Below are 18,415 nucleotides of genomic sequence, written 5' to 3'. Positions count from 1 at the left end.
TTTTCCTTCCTCCTTCGCGCTGCCGATGCGTTGGCTGCGCGTCCTCGCCCCGGTCACGTAGTAGTCTACGCTCCCGGGGACTTGGACGCTTGCCGCCTTCCGGCAACCCGAAAGAGTTTGGAAAAATGGCAATGTAAGCTTTAAAAAATCGCAGTAAAGAAGATGTGCTGGCTGGCGGTTATCGCTGATAACCGCCAGCCTTCATGGTGATTTCAAAGGAAACAAAAATGAAAAAGAATCTGCTGTCACTGTGTCTGTCGCTGAGCCTGCTGGCCGCTGCACCTGCGGTCGTGAATGCGGCGCAGAATGATGCGAATACCGCTCCGGCGATTTCCAGCCAGACCTTACGCAACCTTTCATGGACGCCGCTGGTTCCGCCAGTGACGCAGGATGTGACGCTCGGGACCTCCAGCGCACAGATTAATCAGGGGCAAATTCAGGGCGCCGTCGGGGCTTTCGCGTTGCCTGCCGACCGTGGTTCACTTGAAATTACGCTGACCAGTATCGCGACCGGTAAAACCGTTTATGCGCCAAACGTTCTGGTGCTGGATGAGCAGATGCGTCCGGCAGCCTTTTATCCTTCCAGCTATTTCCCGTATCAGAAGCCGGGGATCGTCTCCAGCGATCGTCTGGAAGGCACGCTGAAACTCACGCCAGCACTGGGTCAGAAACAAATTTATCTGCTGGTTTATACCACCCGTCAGGATCTGGCAGAGACCACGCAGATGGTGAACCCGGCTAAAGCCTTTGCGGCTGGCGTGGGTAACGCGGTGCCGGATATCCCGGATCCGATTGCCCGTCATACCCCGACCGGTACGCTGAGCCTGAAAGTCACCGCCGAGCAGAAAACCGGTAACGTGATGATTGGTCAGATCTTCCCGTCATCCGCACCCGCTGCTGCTGCGCCAGTGGTTGTCGGCAGCACCCAGGCACCAGCGCCTGCGGCAGCCCCGGCAAAACCGTCTGAGCCAATGCTCAGTGATTCCGAAACCTACTTCAACGACGCGATTAAGAAAGCGGTGAAAGCAGGGGACGTGGATAAAGCGCTGAAACTGCTGGACGAAGCCGAACGTCTGGGTTCGAAAACTGCCCGTAAAACCTTTATTGAAAGCGTGAAACACTAAGTTTTTTAGCTCCCTCCCCTTTGCTGGGGAGGGAGCACACCGTGCCATACCAGAATCTCCTCATTTCTATTTCCCCTTTCTATTTGTTACCCTGTTGTTAATTCATTCAGCGGGGGATCTATGGCGTCTGCAAACTGGGTCGAGTTATCGAAAGATAAAGACAGCGGGATCGAGACGATCCACGCCCATTTCGAAGGCCATGCGTACGATCCTCACTGGCACGACAGCTATTTAGTCGGTGTTACCCAATACGGATTGCAGCAGTTCAGCTGCCGTCGTCAGAAACATCAGAGCCTGCCGGGTAAAGTGTTTATGCTCGAGCCGGGCGAAATCCACGACGGCGATGCCGTGCAGCCGGGCGGTTTTACTTATCAGATGTTGTATCTGGACCCGCACTGGCTGAGTCGCGAACTGGCGGCGCGACGTGGTTCTCTTTCTTTTGCCGGTGACCCGAGTTTCGAAAATACCTTAGCGCAGGATCCGCAGCTGGCACAGGCAACGTCGCTGGCATTTCAGGCGCTGCATGGCAAAGAACTGCGTATTGTGCGTCAGACTGCGCTGGACGGATTACTCAGCGCGCTCGGCGGACATCTCACCTGGCAGCCGCCGCAGCATGAGAAATCTACACCGTGGTCACGCGTGTCGCATCAGACGCGGGAATATCTGCACGCGCATCTGCATGAAGATATCGGCCTGGAGCAGCTGGCAGCGGCGACTGGCGAAAGCCGTTTTGTCGTCAGCCGTGCGTTTAAAGCTGAATTCGGATTGCCGCCTCACGCCTATCTTATTCAGCTGAAACTGACCCGTGCGCGGGAATGGCTGGCGCTGGGACGCACGCCAGCAGCGGTGGCGGCAGATTTAGGGTTTGCCGATCAGAGCCACCTCGGGCGCTGGTTCCGCCGCGCCTATCAGCTCACTCCGGCACATTACCGGCGTCTGTGCACAAATCTTCCAGATTGAGAAAAAGTGACAGGTTAAGCTCAGATTTCAACTGAACCGGAGCTTGTCATAATGAATACGTCTGCCACTATTTTCCCTTCGCTGCCTGAACGCTGCGTGATTGTCATCAACCAGCAACTCGCCGCCGGACATGCCGCCAATGCTGCCGCCGTTCTGGCGCTGACGCTCGGACAACGTCATCCGTCGCTGGTGGGCGCGCCGCTGATTGATGCCGATAACCGCGAGCATCCGGGGCTGATCCCGATTGGTATCAGCGTGTTAGTGGCCGATACTGAACAACTGACGCAACTTCATCAGCATCTGCTCAATGATGACGACATGGACGGCATTATTTTCCCGGTCGAAGGTCAGCAAACCACCGATTACGCGGCGTTTCGTGAAGCGGTTTCAGCGGTGCCGACAGAAAACCTGCAACTGCTGGGGATCGCGCTGGCAGGAAATAAGAAAGTGGTCCGCAAGCTGACCGGCAAACTGGGATTACTGGGTTAATTCCTGTCATTTAACCGTCACATTCCTTGTCTATTCTCCTGATATTCAAACTAATATCAGGAGTTTTACCGTGCGTAAGTCCCTCATTGCCCTGCTGCTTTTCACCCTCGGTTCTGCGTTTGCCGTTCAGGCCGCCGATGAAGCTAAGCCGTTTATCACCAGCCAGGAACTGGATCTGACCCAATATCTGCCTGCACCACCGGCGGATGATTCTGCTCAGACCAAAGCTGAACTGAAAGAATTGCTGGAGATTCAGGCCACCCGTACGCCTGAGCAGGAAAAAGCAGCCATTGCTGATGCCGAAGAAAACGTATGGCGTTTTGCCGATGTAATGGGCCCGGATTTTGATGCCGCGAAACTGCCGAAAACCGCTGCGCTGTTCGACCGCATTGTGGCGACCGAAGACGTGGTGGACGATCACGCCAAGAAAGCCTTTAACCGCCCGCGTCCTTATATACTGGATGAACAAATTCATCCGCTGCTGAAAAAATCGAAATCCGGTTCATGGCCTTCCGGTCATTCCACTATCGGTTATCTGATGGCCACCGTGCTGGGCGAAATGGTGCCGGAAAAACGCAATGAGCTGTTCACCCGTGCGGCCGGTTATGCTGAAAACCGTCTGGTGGCCGGTTTCCATTACCGTTCTGATACCGTGATGAGCCGCACCGGTGCTGCACTGATTGCGCAGAAAATGGAAGAACAGCCTGATTTCAAAACTGAATTCGACGCGGCAAAAGCAGAGCTGCGTGCGCAGCTGGGCCTGAAGTAATCCCCGTGATTTCTCCCCCTGAAGCGTTACACCTGCTGATGTAACGCTTTCATTTCAAAAAAGTTCTCTGGAAGACATCCCGCAAATTCCAGTTTTGCCTCTTGGTCAGCCTCCGCGCTTTCGGTAAAGTGTCTTTCGCAAAATACGCTGAGGACGAAACTCATGGAATACAGATTTAAACGCATCGCATCACCGGTCGGATTGCTCACGCTGGCGGCAAAAGGCGACAAACTGACGGCGATTTTGTGGGAGAGCGAAATCGACGGGCGCGTGCCGTTGGGTGAAATGGTGGAAGACCCGGCGTTTCCTATCCTGGTGAAAACTGAACAACAGCTGAACGAATATTTTGCCGGTGCGCGCACCCGTTTTGAGCTGGATCTCGATTTCAGCGGAACTGAGTTTCAGAAAGAAGTCTGGGCCGCGTTGCTGGAAATTCCTTTTGGGGAAACGCGAAGCTACGGTGAAATTGCCCGTCGCATCGGCCGCCCGAAAGCGGTGCGCGCTGTGGGTGCCGCCAACGGCCGCAATCCTATTTCCATTGTGGCACCCTGCCATCGGGTGATTGGCTCGTCCGGCAAACTCACCGGTTTTGCTGGCGGACTGGATAACAAAGCGTTGTTACTCAAGCTGGAAGGACGCAAATCATAGGGTTTTTATCGGGTAAATAAATCACTTGATGTCCGCTTGTCAGTCGATGCATAGTCAAAAAATAAGCAGTAAATAAAAAAAGACAACATCACTTACAGACGGAGTTTTAAATCAATGGATCAGATTCAATCCCTCGAACAGTTCTTATCCTCAGTACAACAACGCGACCCACATCAAGTTGAGTTCTCCCAGGCCGTACGCGAAGTTATGACCACGCTCTGGCCTTTCCTCGAACAAAATCCGCAATACCGTCGTTCCGCTTTACTGGAACGTCTGGTGGAGCCGGAGCGTGTTATTCAGTTTCGCATCGCGTGGGTGGATGACAAAAATCAGGTGCAGGTGAACCGGGGCTGGCGCGTCCAGTTCAGCTCGGCCATCGGCCCTTTTAAAGGAGGAATGCGCTTCCATCCGTCAGTCAATTTGTCGATTCTCAAATTCCTCGGATTTGAGCAGACCTTCAAAAATGCGCTGACGACGTTGCCGATTGGCGGCGGAAAGGGCGGCAGTGATTTCAATCCGAAAGGCAAAAGCGAAGGCGAGATCATGCGTTTTTGTCAGGCGCTGATGCTGGAACTTTATCGTCACCTTGGTCCTGATACTGATGTGCCAGCCGGTGATATCGGCGTCGGCGGGCGGGAAGTCGGGTATATGGCGGGCATGATGAAAAAGCTCTCCAACAATACCGCCAGCGTTTTCACCGGCAAAGGCTTGTCGTTTGGCGGCAGTCTGATCCGCCCGGAAGCCACTGGCTATGGCCTGATTTATTTCACCGAATCGATGCTCAAACGCCACGGGCTGGATTTTGAAGGCATGCGCGTAGCGGTATCCGGGTCAGGTAACGTCGCCCAATATGCGATTGAAAAAGCCATGTCTCTGGGCGCGCGGGTGATCACTGCATCTGATTCCAACGGCACCGTCGTTGATGAAGCCGGTTTCACTCCTGAAAAACTGGCGCTGCTGACAGAAATTAAAGCCAGCCGCGACGGACGTGTAGCAGACTATGCGCAAAAACTCGGGCTGAAATATCTGGAAGGCCAGCAGCCGTGGAATGTGCCGGTAGACATCGCGCTGCCTTGTGCCACGCAAAATGAGCTGGATGCGACGGCGGCACGCGTGCTGATTGCCAATGGCGTAAAAGCGGTTGCCGAGGGCGCGAATATGCCAACTACCATTGAAGCGACCGATTTGTTCACCGATGCAGGCGTGCTGTTTGCACCGGGCAAAGCGGCGAATGCCGGTGGCGTGGCGACGTCCGGTCTGGAGATGGCGCAGAACGCTGCACGTCTGAGCTGGAAAGCGGAAGAAGTGGATGCGCGTCTGCGTCACATCATGCTGGATATTCACCAGTCGTGCGTGGAGTACGGCGGCGAAAGCCAGCAGACGCAATATGTGCGTGGCGCAAATATTGCCGGTTTCGTGAAAGTGGCCGATGCAATGCTGGCGCAGGGCGTGCTGTAATCTAAAACACCGATGCCACAAACAATAAAGCCACCTTTGCGGGTGGCTTTTTTATAACGCTTTTCATGACTATCAGAAGTGAGTATTCAGGCTCATATAGAACGTACGGCCCGGCTCGTTGTAGGTCGCCGCGCCTGCACCATACATATAAGCACCGGTAGCCGCGTTACCCACGGTCTGGGCATTCCCCGCGCGGAACTGGCGTTTGTCGAAGACGTTATCGATACCCGCTGTTACGCTGACATTTTTCGTCGCAGTATAAGTACCGCTCATGCCCACAACGGAATACGGGCTGACTTCATTCTTCTCGCTGCCGGTCACCGCCTCACCTTTGTAGTTATATTTCTTCGGTTTCTGACGGCCGTACCACGTCAGGGTGGATTGCAGGGAGAGATCTTCCGTCGCCTGCCAGCTCAGCGTGGAGTTGATGGTAAATTCAGGGATGATCGACAGATAATCGCCGGTTTCCTTGTTTTTACTTTCAATCATATAGGTACCGTTGTTATTCCAGGAAATGGTGCTGCTGACCGGAATATTCAGCGTGCCTTCAAGACCCTGAACCACGGCTTTCGGCACGTTTTCCCATTTGTATACATCGGTGGTACCGGTGGAAGACGTGCTGGTGGGCAGGTAACCGGATTCAATCTTGTTGCGGTAATCATTGCGGAAATAGGTCACGCCCGCCTGATAACCGTTACGGTGGAACTCAAGCCCGATTTCTTTGTTAATGCTGGTTTCTGCATCCAGATCTTTGTTCCCCACCAGATAACAGCCGCCGCCGCTGGCCGCACAACCCTGACCTTTGCTGTACAGCACGTAGTTTGGGTTAGTCTGATACAGGCTTGGCGCTTTATAGGCGCGGGCAATCCCCATTTTTAGCGTGAAATCGTCACCCAGTTCCTGAGACAAGTTCAGCGCCGGACTCCAGTTGCTGCCCACCACAGAGTGATGATCAAAACGCAGCCCCGGTACCAGCATGGTGCTGTCGGTCAGCTCGATGTTGTCTTCAGCAAACAGTGAGAAAATCTCGGCCTGGGAATACGGGCTGCGGTCAGTGCTGTCGATACCGGCAATCGCGCCACCGAGCATGGACTGCGTGTTAGAGGATGGATCTTTCATCTTCTGCTGATTCCATTCGGTACCGAACGTGGCAGTTTGCGGCACGCCTAATTCAAACGGAATGCTGACTTCGCTGTGCGCGAGAATGTCGCCGAGTGCAATGGTATTGAAGTCATCGTCCGAGAATATGCCCTCGGTACCGCCCGCCAGCCCTTCATCCATGCGCGAGTTACGGGTTTTTTCGTACTGTACGTAGTTGTTGGTAGTCACGCCGTTATCCCATGCGCCTTTATAGGTCAGTGCGTAGGACTGGCGGTAAATGCGGTTGGTCTCTTTACCGTACATACTTTTTACCAGATCACTGGTGTTGGTATTCTGCGTGTCACCCGCGTACAGGTTACCCTGGCGGCTGTTAGAGACTTCAAACTCCAGCGACTGCATACGGGCAAAATCCCAGTGCAGCAGGGCGTCGATGTTTTTATCAATCACACCTTCACGGCCTGCCGGAACGGTGTCTGCATAAGCACCGGTTCGTTCTGACTGATGACCGTCGTTGATGTACTGTGCGTCGGCCTGCGTTTTGCTGTAGCCACCGAACAGTCGGAAACTGAACTGATCATTGAGCGGGCCGGAAAGGCTGAAATCAGTACGCTTGGTCGAGCCTTCATCTTTGTGCTGCGGCGCGTTCAGATAAGTATTCCATGAACCGTGCCACTCCTGCGCGTCTTTTTTGGTGATGATGTTTACCACGCCACCTGCCGCGCCATTGCCGTAACGTGCCGCTGCCGGACCGCGGATAACTTCGATGCGCTCGATCATATCGGGCGGAACCCAGCTGGTATCACCACGGGTATCGCGCTCGCCACGCCAGCCCTGACGCACCGAGTTGCGGCTGTTCACCGGTTTACCGTCGATCAGGATTAAGGTATTTTCCGGGCCCATGCCGCGGATGTCGATCTGGCGGTTGTTGCCGCGCTGGCCGCTGGTGGAATTGCCGGTAAGGTTAACGCCGGGCATAGTACGGATCAGTTCGTTGATGTCGCGCGCCGGAGGGCGTTTCTGGATTTCGTCGGAAGTGATGGTGGAAACGCCGGGTGCCTGAAGGTTTTGCTGTGCTGCGGTGATCACCAGCGTGTCGTCGGTGTCTTTTTCTGTTTCAGCGGTAGTCTGTGTGGCGTCTGTTGTAGCCAATGTGGTCGTTTCTGCTGCGCTGGCGGGAAAAGTAAGTGCTGATCCCAGCCCGATTAATGTTGCCAGAGAATAGTGTGGTAGCCTGTTTTTCATATTGGATTCTGCCCTGAAATCCATCCTGTCCTGCAAAATATTTTTAATGAACAGGAGGATGGCCTGTTGTGTGTGTATTTTTATCGTCCCGTTTTACGGGCGGTAACACACTATTGCAAATGAAAACAATTATCAATACGATTCCGATTCATAATTTGTAGGGGATGTGTAAAGCATTCCGTAAGTTATGCTTTTTTCTCTCTGCTAAAAGACTGCTAAACGTAAAAATGATGAAATCCCAGCGCCCGGAAAAACTGACCGCCCAGACCTTGTTATCCTCACCTGAGGCGGGGAGCGCCGCGTGGTGGAGCGAAATTAAAGCGCAGGGAACGCCGTGGATTGAGCCACCACATGACGGTATATGCCGTGTCACTTTTTTCTGGCGGGATCCGCAGGGCAGCGAAGCCACATCGGCTTATCAGCGGGTCTGGATCAACATTAACGGGATAACCGACCATCACCAGTCTTTGCCGCCGCAGAGCCTGCAACGATTGGCTGGCACTGACGTCTGGTCGCTGCATATGGAATTGCGGTCAGGCTGGCGCGGTAGCTACAGCCTGATCCCGCGAACGGAGTCCGGAAGAGAATTTCCGCAGAATGCTGACGCCTATACTGCCATGCTGGCTGCGCGCGGCTGGTGGAAGGACATGTTCGCGCACGCCATTCATGATCCCCTGAATTTGCATCAACCCTGGGCGGGGGCGAAATCTCACGCGCTTTCACCTTTGCATATGCCCGATTCCGTGCCGCAACCGGCGTGGGAGGCATTTGATCTGTACGGTGCCGCATTACCGCAGTTACCGGCAAATCTGCAAATCTATCAGTGGAATAGTGAGCGTCTGGGTAACAGGCGCAGGGTCTGGATTTATACTACCGGCGAAAGCCGTGCTACGGCGGCCCGACCGCTGGCCATACTGCTTGATGGCCAGTTCTGGGCGCAGCAGATGCCGGTCTGGCAACCGCTGATGCAACTGACTCAGCAAGGCAAGTTGCCGGAAGCGGTCTACGTGCTGATCGACGTGATTGATACGCAAATTCGCGGTATCGAGCTGACCTGTAATCCCGATTTCTGGCTGGCGGTACAGGAGGAATTATTGCCTGCCGTGGCAACCCTCGCGCCGCACAGCAGCAATCCGGAAAATACGGTGGTGGCGGGGCAAAGTTATGGCGGACTTTCTGCGTTGTACGCCGGTTTACACTGGCCGCAGCGTTTCGGATGCGTGCTCAGTCAGTCCGGCTCGTTCTGGTGGCCACGGCGCAATAAATTACAACCTGCAGAAAATCCTGAAGAAGGTGATTTGCTTTTGCGTGAGGTACGAAACGGACTGGGCGCAGCCAGCCATCTGAAGATTTTTATGGAAGCGGGCAGTAATGAAAGGCTGATTTATCAGGTGAATAATCAGATGGATGAACTGCTGTGCGCCACTGAAAACAGCGTGCATTATCGCGTGGTCGATGCCGGTCACGACGCGCTGAGCTGGCGAGGCGGATTACTCGACGGTTTGCACTTTCTCTGGCGTCGGTAGCCGTCCAGCAGCGGGAGTTTACCGGTTTCCCAGCGGGATAATTAACGGTGTCTGTGAAACCGGGCAATCGATAATGGCACAGCGCAGCCCGAAAACCTGCTCGATCAGCGCCGGTGTGACGATATCTGCCGGTGTGCCCTCGGCGATAATTTTGCCGTCACGCATGGCAATCAGATGTCCGGCATAACGGCAGGCCTGATTGAGGTCATGAAGAACTACCACCAGCGTCCGCTCTTTTTCCCGATTCAGCTGACACATCAGCTCCATCAACTCTATCTGGTGAGCGATATCCAGCCAGGTTGTCGGCTCATCAAGTAACAGCAGCGGTGTTTGTTGCGCGAGCACCATCGCTATCCATACCCGCTGACGCTGCCCGCCGGAAAGCGAATTCACTGTGCTTTCCGCCAGTTCAGAAACACCAGTGACGCGCATAGCCTCATTTACCGCCTGCATGTCCTGCGCCGTCCAGCGGCTGAACAGGCTCTGATGCGGATAACGTCCACGAGCTACCAGATCAGACACGCTGATATCGCCAGGTGCCGTGGAACTTTGCGGCAATAAACCGAGGCGTTTTGCCACCTCTCTGGTGCCGTAACCGCCGATCAGTTTGCCATCCAGAAATACCGCACCGGATTGCGGCTGCATCAGGCGGCTGAGCGTACGTAGCAACGTGGATTTCCCGCAGGCATTCGGTCCGATAATGACCGTCAGTTTTCCCTGCGGGATAGAAACCGAAAGTTCGCTGGCGACGATTTTCTTATCGTACCCCAGAGTCAGATTTTCGGCGTGCAGAGGCGAAGTGTGTGCTGTATTCATGAGCGTCGGGACTCCCGGATGAGCAACCCAATCAGATAAATGCCACCCAGACTGACGGTCAGCACACCCACTGGTAATTGATAAGGCAGGAACAATCGCTGCGCGAGAACATCGGCGGCGAGCAGCAGGAGGGCGCCGGTCAGCGCAGCGAAAAATAAAGCGTGTTGCTGACTGGCACACAGGCGGCGCGAAATCTGCGGTGAGACCAGCGCAATAAAGGAGATCGGCCCGGCCAGTGCTGTCGCAGCGGCGGTCAGTGAGACTCCTGCAAGCATCAGTAACAGGCGTGAGCGCTCGACAGGCACGCCCAGCGCACAGGCTGCATCATCGCCCATTTCAAGCAGCCGCATCGGGGCAGATAAAAAGCGCGCCATCATCAGGGCGATGAAGATGAGACCCGTCACCGGCAGACATTTTTCCCACGTAATCCCGTTCAGCGAACCCGCGTTCCACAAACCGGCTGTCAGTGCTGATTCCAGTGACGCATGGATAATCAGCCACGTATTCGCGGCAATCAGCAGTGCCCGCACGCCGATACCGACAATAATCAGGCGGAAGGTTTCCACGCCCTGACGCCACGCCAGCGCATATACCCCCAGCGCGGTCAGAACGCCACCCGCCATCGCACCGAGCATGGTTTCACCTGTGCCGCCATTGAACAACACGATAATCAGTAAAACTCCGGTATATGCCCCTGTATTGAAACCGATGACGTCCGGACTTCCCAGCGGATTGCGCAGCAGTGACTGGAAAATCGCGCCGCTGACACCGAGAGCCGCGCCAAGCACCATCGCCATCGCCACGCGCGGCAGACGCCATTGCGTGACGATAACGTTCAGGTTTTTCGGCCCGTCGCCGAGCAGGGCGCTGATTACCTGTGAAGGCGTCAGCGCCAGTGTTCCGCTGCCCAGCGCATAAATCGCCAGTAAAATCAGGCAAAGTGTCAGCCCGCAGGCTGTCAGAAACAGGCGCGACATCAGCACCGATTTTCTAAGCGTGCAAGGGCCGGTGAGTCTCTGTCCCATGCTTAACCTCTGCGTAATCCGCCGGGGCGGCGGACCAGAAAAATAAGCACCGGCGCACCAATAAAGGCGACCACCACGGAAACCCGCAATTCTCCGGTAACCATAAAACGTCCGGCGATATCTGCCGTCAGCAGCAACGAAGGGGTTAAGACCAGCGTCCACGGTAGTATCCAGCGCGGATCTGCGCGACAAATCCAGCGCGCCATATGTGGCACCATCAGGCCGACAAACGCGATCGGCCCGACCGCTGCTGTTGCACTGCCACACAGCAGAGTGATCGCCAGTAATCCCAGCAATTGCGTAGTCATGATTTTGGTCCCGAGCGCCGTTGCCAGTTCGCTGCCCATCGACAGATTATTCAGTGAACGGGTCATCAGTAGGCTCAGAACAACGGCAAAAATAACCGGCGGTGTAACCGTTTTAATCACTGTGATATTGCGGATATCCAGCGAGCCAGCTTGCCAAAACCGCAGCTGATCGTAGACAACGGGATTGAGCAGGGAGATGCCGGATGCCATGCCTTCCAGCACCGCACCGAGCGCAACGCCCGCAAGGGTTAAACGCACCGGATCCAGTCTTCCGCGCCCCAACGCACCGATCATCGCGACCAGTAACGTCGCCAGCAGCGCACCGGAAAACGCGAACCACAGATAGCTGCTGATGTCCGTTGCACCAAAGAACGCGATGCCGATAACTACCGCAAAAGCAGCACCGGCGTTAACGCCGAGAATGCCGGGATCAGCCAGAGGATTGCGGGTAAGGATTTGCATCAGCGCTCCCGAAAGCCCGAGCGCCATGCCTGCCAGCAAACCGGCCAGCGTGCGCGGCAACCGGGCATCTGTGACTATCACGCAGTCCGCGCCTCTACACTGGCCGTTAAGCGCGGAGATGACGGTACTGAGAGACAGCGATTTTTCACCCAGAGTCAGACTCAGCGCCATCATCAGGCAGAGCAACAGCAGGGCAAATAGCAGCGCTGTGATATTTTGTATTGAGCGGGACATCAGTGTGTAACGAACAGTTTTTCAAGCTGATCCAGCATATTACTGGCGCTGTAATAGTCGAGACGGAACGTGTCGTCGCCCATCGCGTAAACCCTCTGACTCTGCACCGCAGGCAATTGCGCCAGAAAAGAATTGGTCAGCAGGCGTTGCGTATCCGCCTGGTGGGCGGAAAACAGCAGCAGAGTCTGGCCATTCATCGCTTCAGGCATTTTCTCACCGGCAAGCTGGATGATGTCATGGCGCTTGCCCTGGCTGTAACTGGCGGCAAAATCCGGCGGAACCTGGGCGAGGGTAAATCCTAACTGCTCAAGAAGTTTTCCCTGCGGCGAAACGGCAGTCCAGAGATTGGCACTTTTGCCATCTGTGCTGAAGACCAGTGCGGAAACTGGCTGTGGCGGCAGATCTAACGCGCTTTTCAGGCTGGTCTCCCGGGCGGAAAACTGAGTAATGACGCGGGCGGCATCGGCTTCTTTGCCCGTCGCCTGACCCAGTTCGGTGGCGAGTTCCTGCCAGCTTTTATCGTCGTAACTGACCACCATCACCGGCGCAATCGCGGAAAGCTGGTCATAAAGTTTCAGGGCTGAATCTCCGCCGGTGGCAGCGATAATGATTAAATCAGGCGCCTGTCCGGCAATAGCTTCGGCATTGGGTTCTCCAATATAAAGCCGCTGCACGCCGCGCTGTTTCGCGACATCACCCCACTGGCGAAAAAAGCCCTGAGAGTCCGCAATCCGGCTATTGGGTGCCGTCGCACCGCTTGCCACCACTGGCGCGTTGATTGCCAGTAATGTGCCGGTGACTGTCACGCTGGTGGACACAATGCGCTGCGGCATGTGTTCTAAGGTGACAGTGCCATGCGAAGTGATAACTTTCCGTGGCCAGCCTTCAGCGAAAGCATGACTGGCGAACACCAGTGATAAAAGCAGCGCAACTGTCCCTGAAAAAACGCGAAAACCCGTCCCTGCCATTGGATCTGTTCCTAAATTTATTAATGTTAATAATAATCATTATTATATGCAGGGTGGGCAGGGTCAATGACCGGTGGGGTTTAACTTGCGTAAAAACCTGGTTAAGGCGGGAGACCTGCATCAGGAAAGTCGATTTGATTCGCAGAGCAGGACGCTGCAACAGAAAATGTTTAAAGATAATTCACGTCTTTAAACTGTATAAAAAGTGTTTGCATCCCGTTATTTGTGTATTCCCCATATGGAAACATTGCGAAATGTAACTTCCCGCTTATTCTTAAAACGTATCACAAAAAATTAGTCCGCAATCGTTATACCCAGCGTGAGGTATATCGCGTGCGGATTAATGCACAAGCCCCGTATGGGGATGATTACTTTTTGAGGATAAGGAATGAAACTTAAATTGATAGTCAAAAGCCTTGCTTTGGCCGGGTTACTTTCATCCACTACGCTCACGCCGCTCTTTGCCCAGGAAGCCCCAAAGGATGCGACTGCGGCGACCAAACAAGCCAATGATGCGCTTTATAATCAGCTTCCTTTCTCTGATAACACCGATTTTACCAACGCCCATAAAGGGTTTATTGCCCCTATACCGGCAGATGTTATCAAAGGTGAACAGGGGAATGTCGTCTGGGATCCGCAAAAATATTCCTTTATCAAAGAAGGCGATAAGGCACCTGACAGCGTTAACCCAAGCCTCTGGCGGCAGTCGCAGTTAATCAATATCAGCGGATTGTTTGAGGTGACCGACGGAGTTTATCAGATCCGCAACCTTGATCTGTCCAACATGACTATTATCGAGGGTAAAGAAGGCGTTACGGTGGTTGACCCTTTAGTGTCGGCTGAAACCGCTAAAGTGGGCATGGATTTGTACTATAAGAATCGCGGAAAAAAACCTGTTGTCGCGGTAATTTATACCCACAGTCACGTTGACCATTATGGAGGCGTGCGTGGTGTGGTTGACGAAGCAGATGTGAAATCCGGTAAGGTTAAAATTTATGCGCCTGCCGGATTCATGGATGAAGCGGTATCTGAGAATATCATGGCGGGGAATGTCATGAGCCGCCGTGCCAGTTACATGTACGGGAATCTGCTGAAGCCGGACGCGAAAGGCCAGGTAGGCGCGGGACTGGGTACCACCACATCAGCGGGTACAGTGACATTAATCGCGCCGACCAACTACATCACGAAAACCGGTCAGAAAGAAACGATTGATGGCCTGACGTACGATTTCATGATGGCACCGGGTTCTGAAGCCCCTTCCGAAATGTTGTGGTATATCGAAGAGAAAAAACTCATCGAAGCGGCAGAAGATATCACGCATACCCTGCATAACACGTACTCGTTACGTGGCGCCAAAATTCGTGATCCGCTGGCATGGTCAAAATACATTAACGATGCAATTAACCGCTGGGGTGACAAAGCAGAAATCATCATGGCACAGCACCACTGGCCAACGTGGGGCAAAGATAACGTCGTTAATCTGATGAAAAGCCAGCGAGACATGTACCGTTACATCAACGATCAGACACTACGCCTGGCGAACACCGGCCTGACGCGTGATGAAATTGCGGCGAACTTTAAACTCCCTGACGGTCTGGCTAAAACATGGGCGAGCCGTGGTTATTACGGTTCTGTGAGTCATGACGTTAAAGCAACCTACGTACTTTATCTCGGCTGGTTTGACGGCAACCCTGCAACACTGGATGAACTGCCACCTGAAGAAGCGGCGAAGAAATTTGTCGATTACATGGGCGGTGCGGATAACATCCTGAAAAAAGCCAAAGAGGATTACGATCAGGGGAATTACCGCTGGGTTGCTCAGGTCGTGAGTAAAGTGGTCTTTGCAGATCCGAAGAATGAGGCAGCCCGTAATCTCGAAGCTGATGCCCTCGAGCAGCTGGGTTATCAGGCCGAATCAGGACCATGGCGCAACTTCTATCTGACCGGTGCGCAGGAATTGCGTAATGGTGTACAGAAATTGCCAACGCCGAATACGGCAAGTCCGGATACGGTAAAAGCGATGTCCCCGGAAATGTTCTTCGACTATCTGGGCGTACATATCAATGGCGAAAAAGCCGCCAACGCTAAAGCCGTGTTTAACGTTGATTTGGGCAGTGACGGCGGCAAGTACAAACTGGAGCTGGAAAACGGTGTCCTGAATCATACTGCTGACGCAGAGGCAAAAGATGCTGACGCAACTATTGTCCTGAACCGCGATACCCTCAATAAAATCATCCTGAAAGAAGAAACACTGAAACAAGCTGAAGATAAAGGCGACGTGAAAGTGACCGGCAACGGTGCAAAACTGGATGAAATGCTGGGGTACATGGATAAGTTTGAATTCTGGTTCAATATCGTTACACCATAAACAAAATCCTCTGTGGTTTCCGCCGCAGAGGATTTCCCCCATTCGCAGTGCGGTCACCTGTCTGGCGGATTTCGCCATCGCCACTTTATCGCCATTCTGGTTTTGCCAACAAAAAAGCCACTTCTTGCGAAGTGGCTTAATCGTTTGTATCTGAAGCTAAAATTTGGTGGCCCTTGCTGGACTTGAACCAGCGACCAAGCGATTATGAGTCGCGTGCTCTAACCAACTGAGCTAAAGGGCCAAGGTGCGGGATTATACGGTAAACCTTGCATACAGGTCTATATGTGTTCGGTTTGTATGCGCGTTTTGTGCACAGTTCTAGCATGTTGTGTTCGCAGACTTTTTTACTGATAACTCGAACAAATACGTCTCAGGAAAACATTATGATTTCAGATATCCTTGAAGAGGATCTTCAGGTCGTGTTCTGCGGCATCAATCCTGGTCTCTCGTCTGCCCACAAAGGTTACCCTTTTGCTAATGGCAGTAATCGTTTCTGGAAAGTTATCCATCAGGCGGGTTTTACCGGGCGTCAGTTAGCGCCACAGGAGTGGCAGCAACTCAAGGATTTCGGCTGCGGTATCACGGCGCTTGTCGCCCGCCCGACGGTAGCAGCCAGTGAGCTGATGCGTGATGAGTTACGCGATGGCGGTGGGGTTTTAAAAGAGAAAATCCTGTGCTATCAGCCGCGTGCGTTAGCGATTTTGGGCAAGCAGGCATTCAGCAAAGCGTTTGGTATCAGCAAGGTGAACTGGGGGCGTCAGGCGCTCAAAATCGGTGAGACGCATATTTGGGTGTTGCCGAATCCCAGCGGGTTAAACCGTGCGACCCTGGAAGAACTGGTTGCAGCGTATCGTGAACTCTATGATTCGCTGCATTCCTGAAATGTTAATTCAGCAGAATAAAAAGCCCCGCCACTTCCAGAGAAGGGCGGGGCTTTTTATTGGCTGACAGCCTGAGGACGATTAATCGTCCAGGAAGCTGCGCAACACTTCGGAGCGGCTTGGGTGGCGCAGTTTACGCAACGCTTTCGCTTCGATCTGACGGATACGTTCACGGGTCACGTCGAACTGCTTGCCCACTTCTTCCAGAGTGTGGTCAGTGTTCATATCGATACCGAAACGCATACGCAGAACTTTCGCTTCACGTGCGGTCAGGCCAGCCAGAACGTCATGCGTTGCAGAACGCAGGCTTTCAGACGTTGCAGAATCCAGTGGCAGCTCAAGGGTTGTATCCTCGATGAAATCACCCAGATGCGAATCTTCATCGTCGCCGATTGGCGTTTCCATTGAGATTGGCTCTTTAGCAATTTTCAGCACTTTACGGATTTTGTCTTCCGGCATCAGCATACGCTCAGCCAGTTCTTCCGGCGTCGGCTCACGGCCCATTTCCTGCAGCATCTGACGGGAAATACGGTTGAGTTTGTTGATAGTCTCAATCATATGCACCGGGATACGGATGGTACGCGCCTGGTCGGCGATGGAGCGGGTGATAGCCTGACGGATCCACCAGGTCGCATAAGTTGAGAACTTATAACCACGGCGATATTCAAACTTATCAACGGCTTTCATCAGGCCGATGTTACCTTCCTGGATCAGGTCAAGGAACTGCAGACCACGGTTGGTGTATTTCTTCGCGATAGAAATAACCAAACGTAAGTTTGCTTCAACCATCTCTTTCTTCGCGCGACGGGCTTTCGCTTCGCCGATCGACATGCGACGGTTGATATCTTTAACCTGTTCGATAGTCAGGCCAGTTTCTTCTTCGATCTGACGCAGTTTCATCAGGCCGCGCTGCACGTCTTCGGTGACTTCTTTCAGCTTCTCAGACCACGGTTTACCCATTGCCAGAGCCGCATCAAACCAGGTATCGCTGGTTTCGTTACCGGCGAACAGATTGACAAAGTTTTTCTTCGGCATTTTACACTGTTCAACGCACACTTTCATGATCAGACGTTCCTGAGTACGGACGCGATCCATCATGGAACGCATGCTGTTAACCAGGAAATCGAACTGTTTTGGCACTAAACGGAACTGTTTGAACACATCGGACAGCTTCAGGATTTCTTCTGCTGCGCTCTTGTGGCTACGGCCGTTTTTCTTGATGACCAGACGCGTCGCTTCATGCTGTTCACGCAGTTCTGTGAACTTCTGGCGAGCCAGTTCAGGGTCGATGCTGTTGTCGTCTTCAGCGTCGTCGTCTTCATCTTCGTCTTCGTTATCATCATTCTGCTCTTCCGTGGTCAGTTCAGAACCCACGTGAGTCGCAGTTGGTGCGATTTCTTCTTCAGCGTTCGGGTCAACAAAACCGGTGATAAGGTCAGACAGACGAACTTCGCCTGCTTCCACACGGTCATATTGCTCTAACAAATAAGTGATAGCTTCAGGATATTCAGCAACGGAACACTGAACCTGATTGATACCGTCTTCGATACGTTTGGCGATGTCGATTTCGCCTTCACGGGTCAGCAACTCAACGGTACCCATTTCGCGCATGTACATACGCACAGGGTCGGTGGTACGGCCAATTTCAGATTCAACGCTGGAAAGTACCTGCGCCGCCGCTTCTGCAGCGTCTTCGTCGGTATCAGGGCGGTTTTCGGCCAGCATTAAATCATCGGCGTCCGGAGCTTCTTCAAGTACCTGGATGCCCATGTCGTTAATCATCTGGATGATGTCTTCGATCTGGTCGGAATCGACGATATCTTCCGGCAGATGGTCATTGACCTCAGCATAGGTCAGATAGCCTTGCTCCTTACCACGGGTGACAAGTAGCTTAAGCTGTGACTGCGGGTTTTGCTCCATAAGACGGTATCCACACTTCAGAGTATTTGGGTTGGTGTCGGTCGGGTAACATCGCCAACAATAACGTTAGGGGCGTTTATTGTGCCGCGGCCCACCAGGGCGGCTCTGCGCAGGGC

Annotated in this window: 15 protein-coding genes and 1 tRNA gene; 9 read left to right on the top strand and 7 right to left on the bottom strand. The window is 53.5% G+C overall.

Features of this window, described 5'->3' with window-relative positions; translation table 11 throughout:
• Window positions 1-227: 227 nt before the first annotated feature.
• The 6 genes from malM (at window position 228) to gdhA (ending at window position 5,448) form a co-directional block, all read left to right on the top strand.
• Window positions 228-1,124: a maltose operon protein MalM gene (malM, locus tag J1784_RS16135; RefSeq protein WP_217150088.1), complete on the top strand. Its 897-nt coding sequence runs from the start codon at window positions 228-230 to the stop codon at window positions 1,122-1,124.
• A gap of 120 nt (window positions 1,125-1,244) precedes the next feature.
• Entirely contained in the window at window positions 1,245-2,084 is an 840-nt protein-coding gene (locus J1784_RS16130) for an AraC family transcriptional regulator (protein WP_217150087.1), read from the top strand.
• A gap of 51 nt (window positions 2,085-2,135) precedes the next feature.
• A complete protein-coding gene (locus tag J1784_RS16125) occupies window positions 2,136-2,573 on the top strand; it encodes a DUF2000 domain-containing protein (RefSeq protein ID WP_217150086.1) in 438 nt (145 codons plus the stop codon).
• A gap of 70 nt (window positions 2,574-2,643) precedes the next feature.
• Entirely contained in the window at window positions 2,644-3,342 is a 699-nt protein-coding gene (locus J1784_RS16120; protein WP_217150085.1) for an acid phosphatase, read from the top strand.
• A 162-nt stretch (window positions 3,343-3,504) separates the two neighbouring features.
• The gene (locus J1784_RS16115) at window positions 3,505-3,990 is read left to right on the top strand and encodes a methylated-DNA--[protein]-cysteine S-methyltransferase (RefSeq protein ID WP_217150084.1); all 486 of its coding nucleotides are present in this window, start codon (window positions 3,505-3,507) and stop codon (window positions 3,988-3,990) included.
• A 114-nt stretch (window positions 3,991-4,104) separates the two neighbouring features.
• Window positions 4,105-5,448, top strand: a complete 1,344-nt coding sequence (gdhA, locus tag J1784_RS16110) for an NADP-specific glutamate dehydrogenase (protein ID WP_217150083.1) — start codon at window positions 4,105-4,107, stop codon at window positions 5,446-5,448.
• Between the two features lie 72 nt (window positions 5,449-5,520).
• On the opposite strand, the gene J1784_RS16105 is transcribed toward gdhA, so the two are convergent.
• Window positions 5,521-7,791, bottom strand: coding sequence for a TonB-dependent siderophore receptor (locus J1784_RS16105; protein WP_217150082.1), 2,271 nt, complete (start codon window positions 7,789-7,791; stop codon window positions 5,521-5,523).
• 227 nt (window positions 7,792-8,018) lie between these two features.
• Between J1784_RS16105 and fes the strand changes: the two genes are divergently transcribed.
• Entirely contained in the window at window positions 8,019-9,317 is a 1,299-nt protein-coding gene (gene fes / locus J1784_RS16100; RefSeq protein ID WP_338019912.1) for an enterochelin esterase, read from the top strand.
• Window positions 9,318-9,335: 18 nt separating this feature from the next.
• Here the strand turns inward: fes and J1784_RS16095 are convergent, their stop codons facing one another.
• Genes J1784_RS16095 through fepB form a run of 4 tightly spaced genes read right to left on the bottom strand, consistent with a single transcriptional unit; the run spans window position 9,336 to window position 13,130 of the window.
• Window positions 9,336-10,133: an ATP-binding cassette domain-containing protein gene (locus J1784_RS16095; RefSeq protein ID WP_217150081.1), complete on the bottom strand. Its 798-nt coding sequence runs from the start codon at window positions 10,131-10,133 to the stop codon at window positions 9,336-9,338.
• Complete coding sequence (gene fepG / locus J1784_RS16090; RefSeq protein WP_217150080.1) at window positions 10,130-11,158, bottom strand: iron-enterobactin ABC transporter permease; 1,029 nt, start codon at window positions 11,156-11,158, stop codon at window positions 10,130-10,132. The genes J1784_RS16095 and fepG overlap by 4 nt, the downstream gene beginning before the upstream one ends.
• Window positions 11,159-11,160: 2 nt before the next feature.
• Window positions 11,161-12,162, bottom strand: coding sequence for a Fe(3+)-siderophore ABC transporter permease (fepD, locus tag J1784_RS16085; RefSeq protein ID WP_217150079.1), 1,002 nt, complete (start codon window positions 12,160-12,162; stop codon window positions 11,161-11,163).
• Window positions 12,162-13,130 carry a Fe2+-enterobactin ABC transporter substrate-binding protein gene (gene fepB / locus J1784_RS16080; protein ID WP_217150078.1) on the bottom strand — a complete coding sequence of 323 codons (969 nt, stop codon included), beginning with the start codon at window positions 13,128-13,130 and terminating at the stop codon, window positions 12,162-12,164. Before fepB ends, fepD begins: the two co-directional genes overlap by 1 nt.
• A 388-nt stretch (window positions 13,131-13,518) precedes the next feature.
• On the opposite strand from fepB, the gene J1784_RS16075 reads away from it, so the two are divergent.
• Window positions 13,519-15,498, top strand: coding sequence for an alkyl/aryl-sulfatase (locus J1784_RS16075; protein WP_217150077.1), 1,980 nt, complete (start codon window positions 13,519-13,521; stop codon window positions 15,496-15,498).
• A 164-nt stretch (window positions 15,499-15,662) separates the two neighbouring features.
• Here the strand turns inward: J1784_RS16075 and J1784_RS16070 are convergent.
• Window positions 15,663-15,739 (bottom strand) — tRNA-Ile (locus J1784_RS16070).
• 142 nt (window positions 15,740-15,881) lie between these two features.
• Between J1784_RS16070 and mug the strand changes: the two genes are divergently transcribed.
• On the top strand, window positions 15,882-16,379 hold the full coding sequence (gene mug / locus J1784_RS16065) for a G/U mismatch-specific DNA glycosylase (protein ID WP_217150076.1): 498 nt from the start codon (window positions 15,882-15,884) through the stop codon (window positions 16,377-16,379).
• An 81-nt stretch (window positions 16,380-16,460) separates the two neighbouring features.
• Here mug and rpoD read toward each other — a convergent pair whose 3' ends face one another.
• Complete coding sequence (gene rpoD / locus J1784_RS16060; protein ID WP_120508459.1) at window positions 16,461-18,299, bottom strand: RNA polymerase sigma factor RpoD; 1,839 nt, start codon at window positions 18,297-18,299, stop codon at window positions 16,461-16,463.
• Between the last annotated feature and the right edge of the window lie 116 nt (window positions 18,300-18,415).

The sequence above is a fragment of the Rahnella ecdela genome (assembly GCF_019049625.1).
GTDB classification, from domain to species: Bacteria; Pseudomonadota; Gammaproteobacteria; order Enterobacterales; family Enterobacteriaceae; genus Rahnella; species Rahnella ecdela.
Note: the sequence above shows the minus strand (reverse complement) of the source record. Positions and strands in the feature narration are given on the sequence as shown.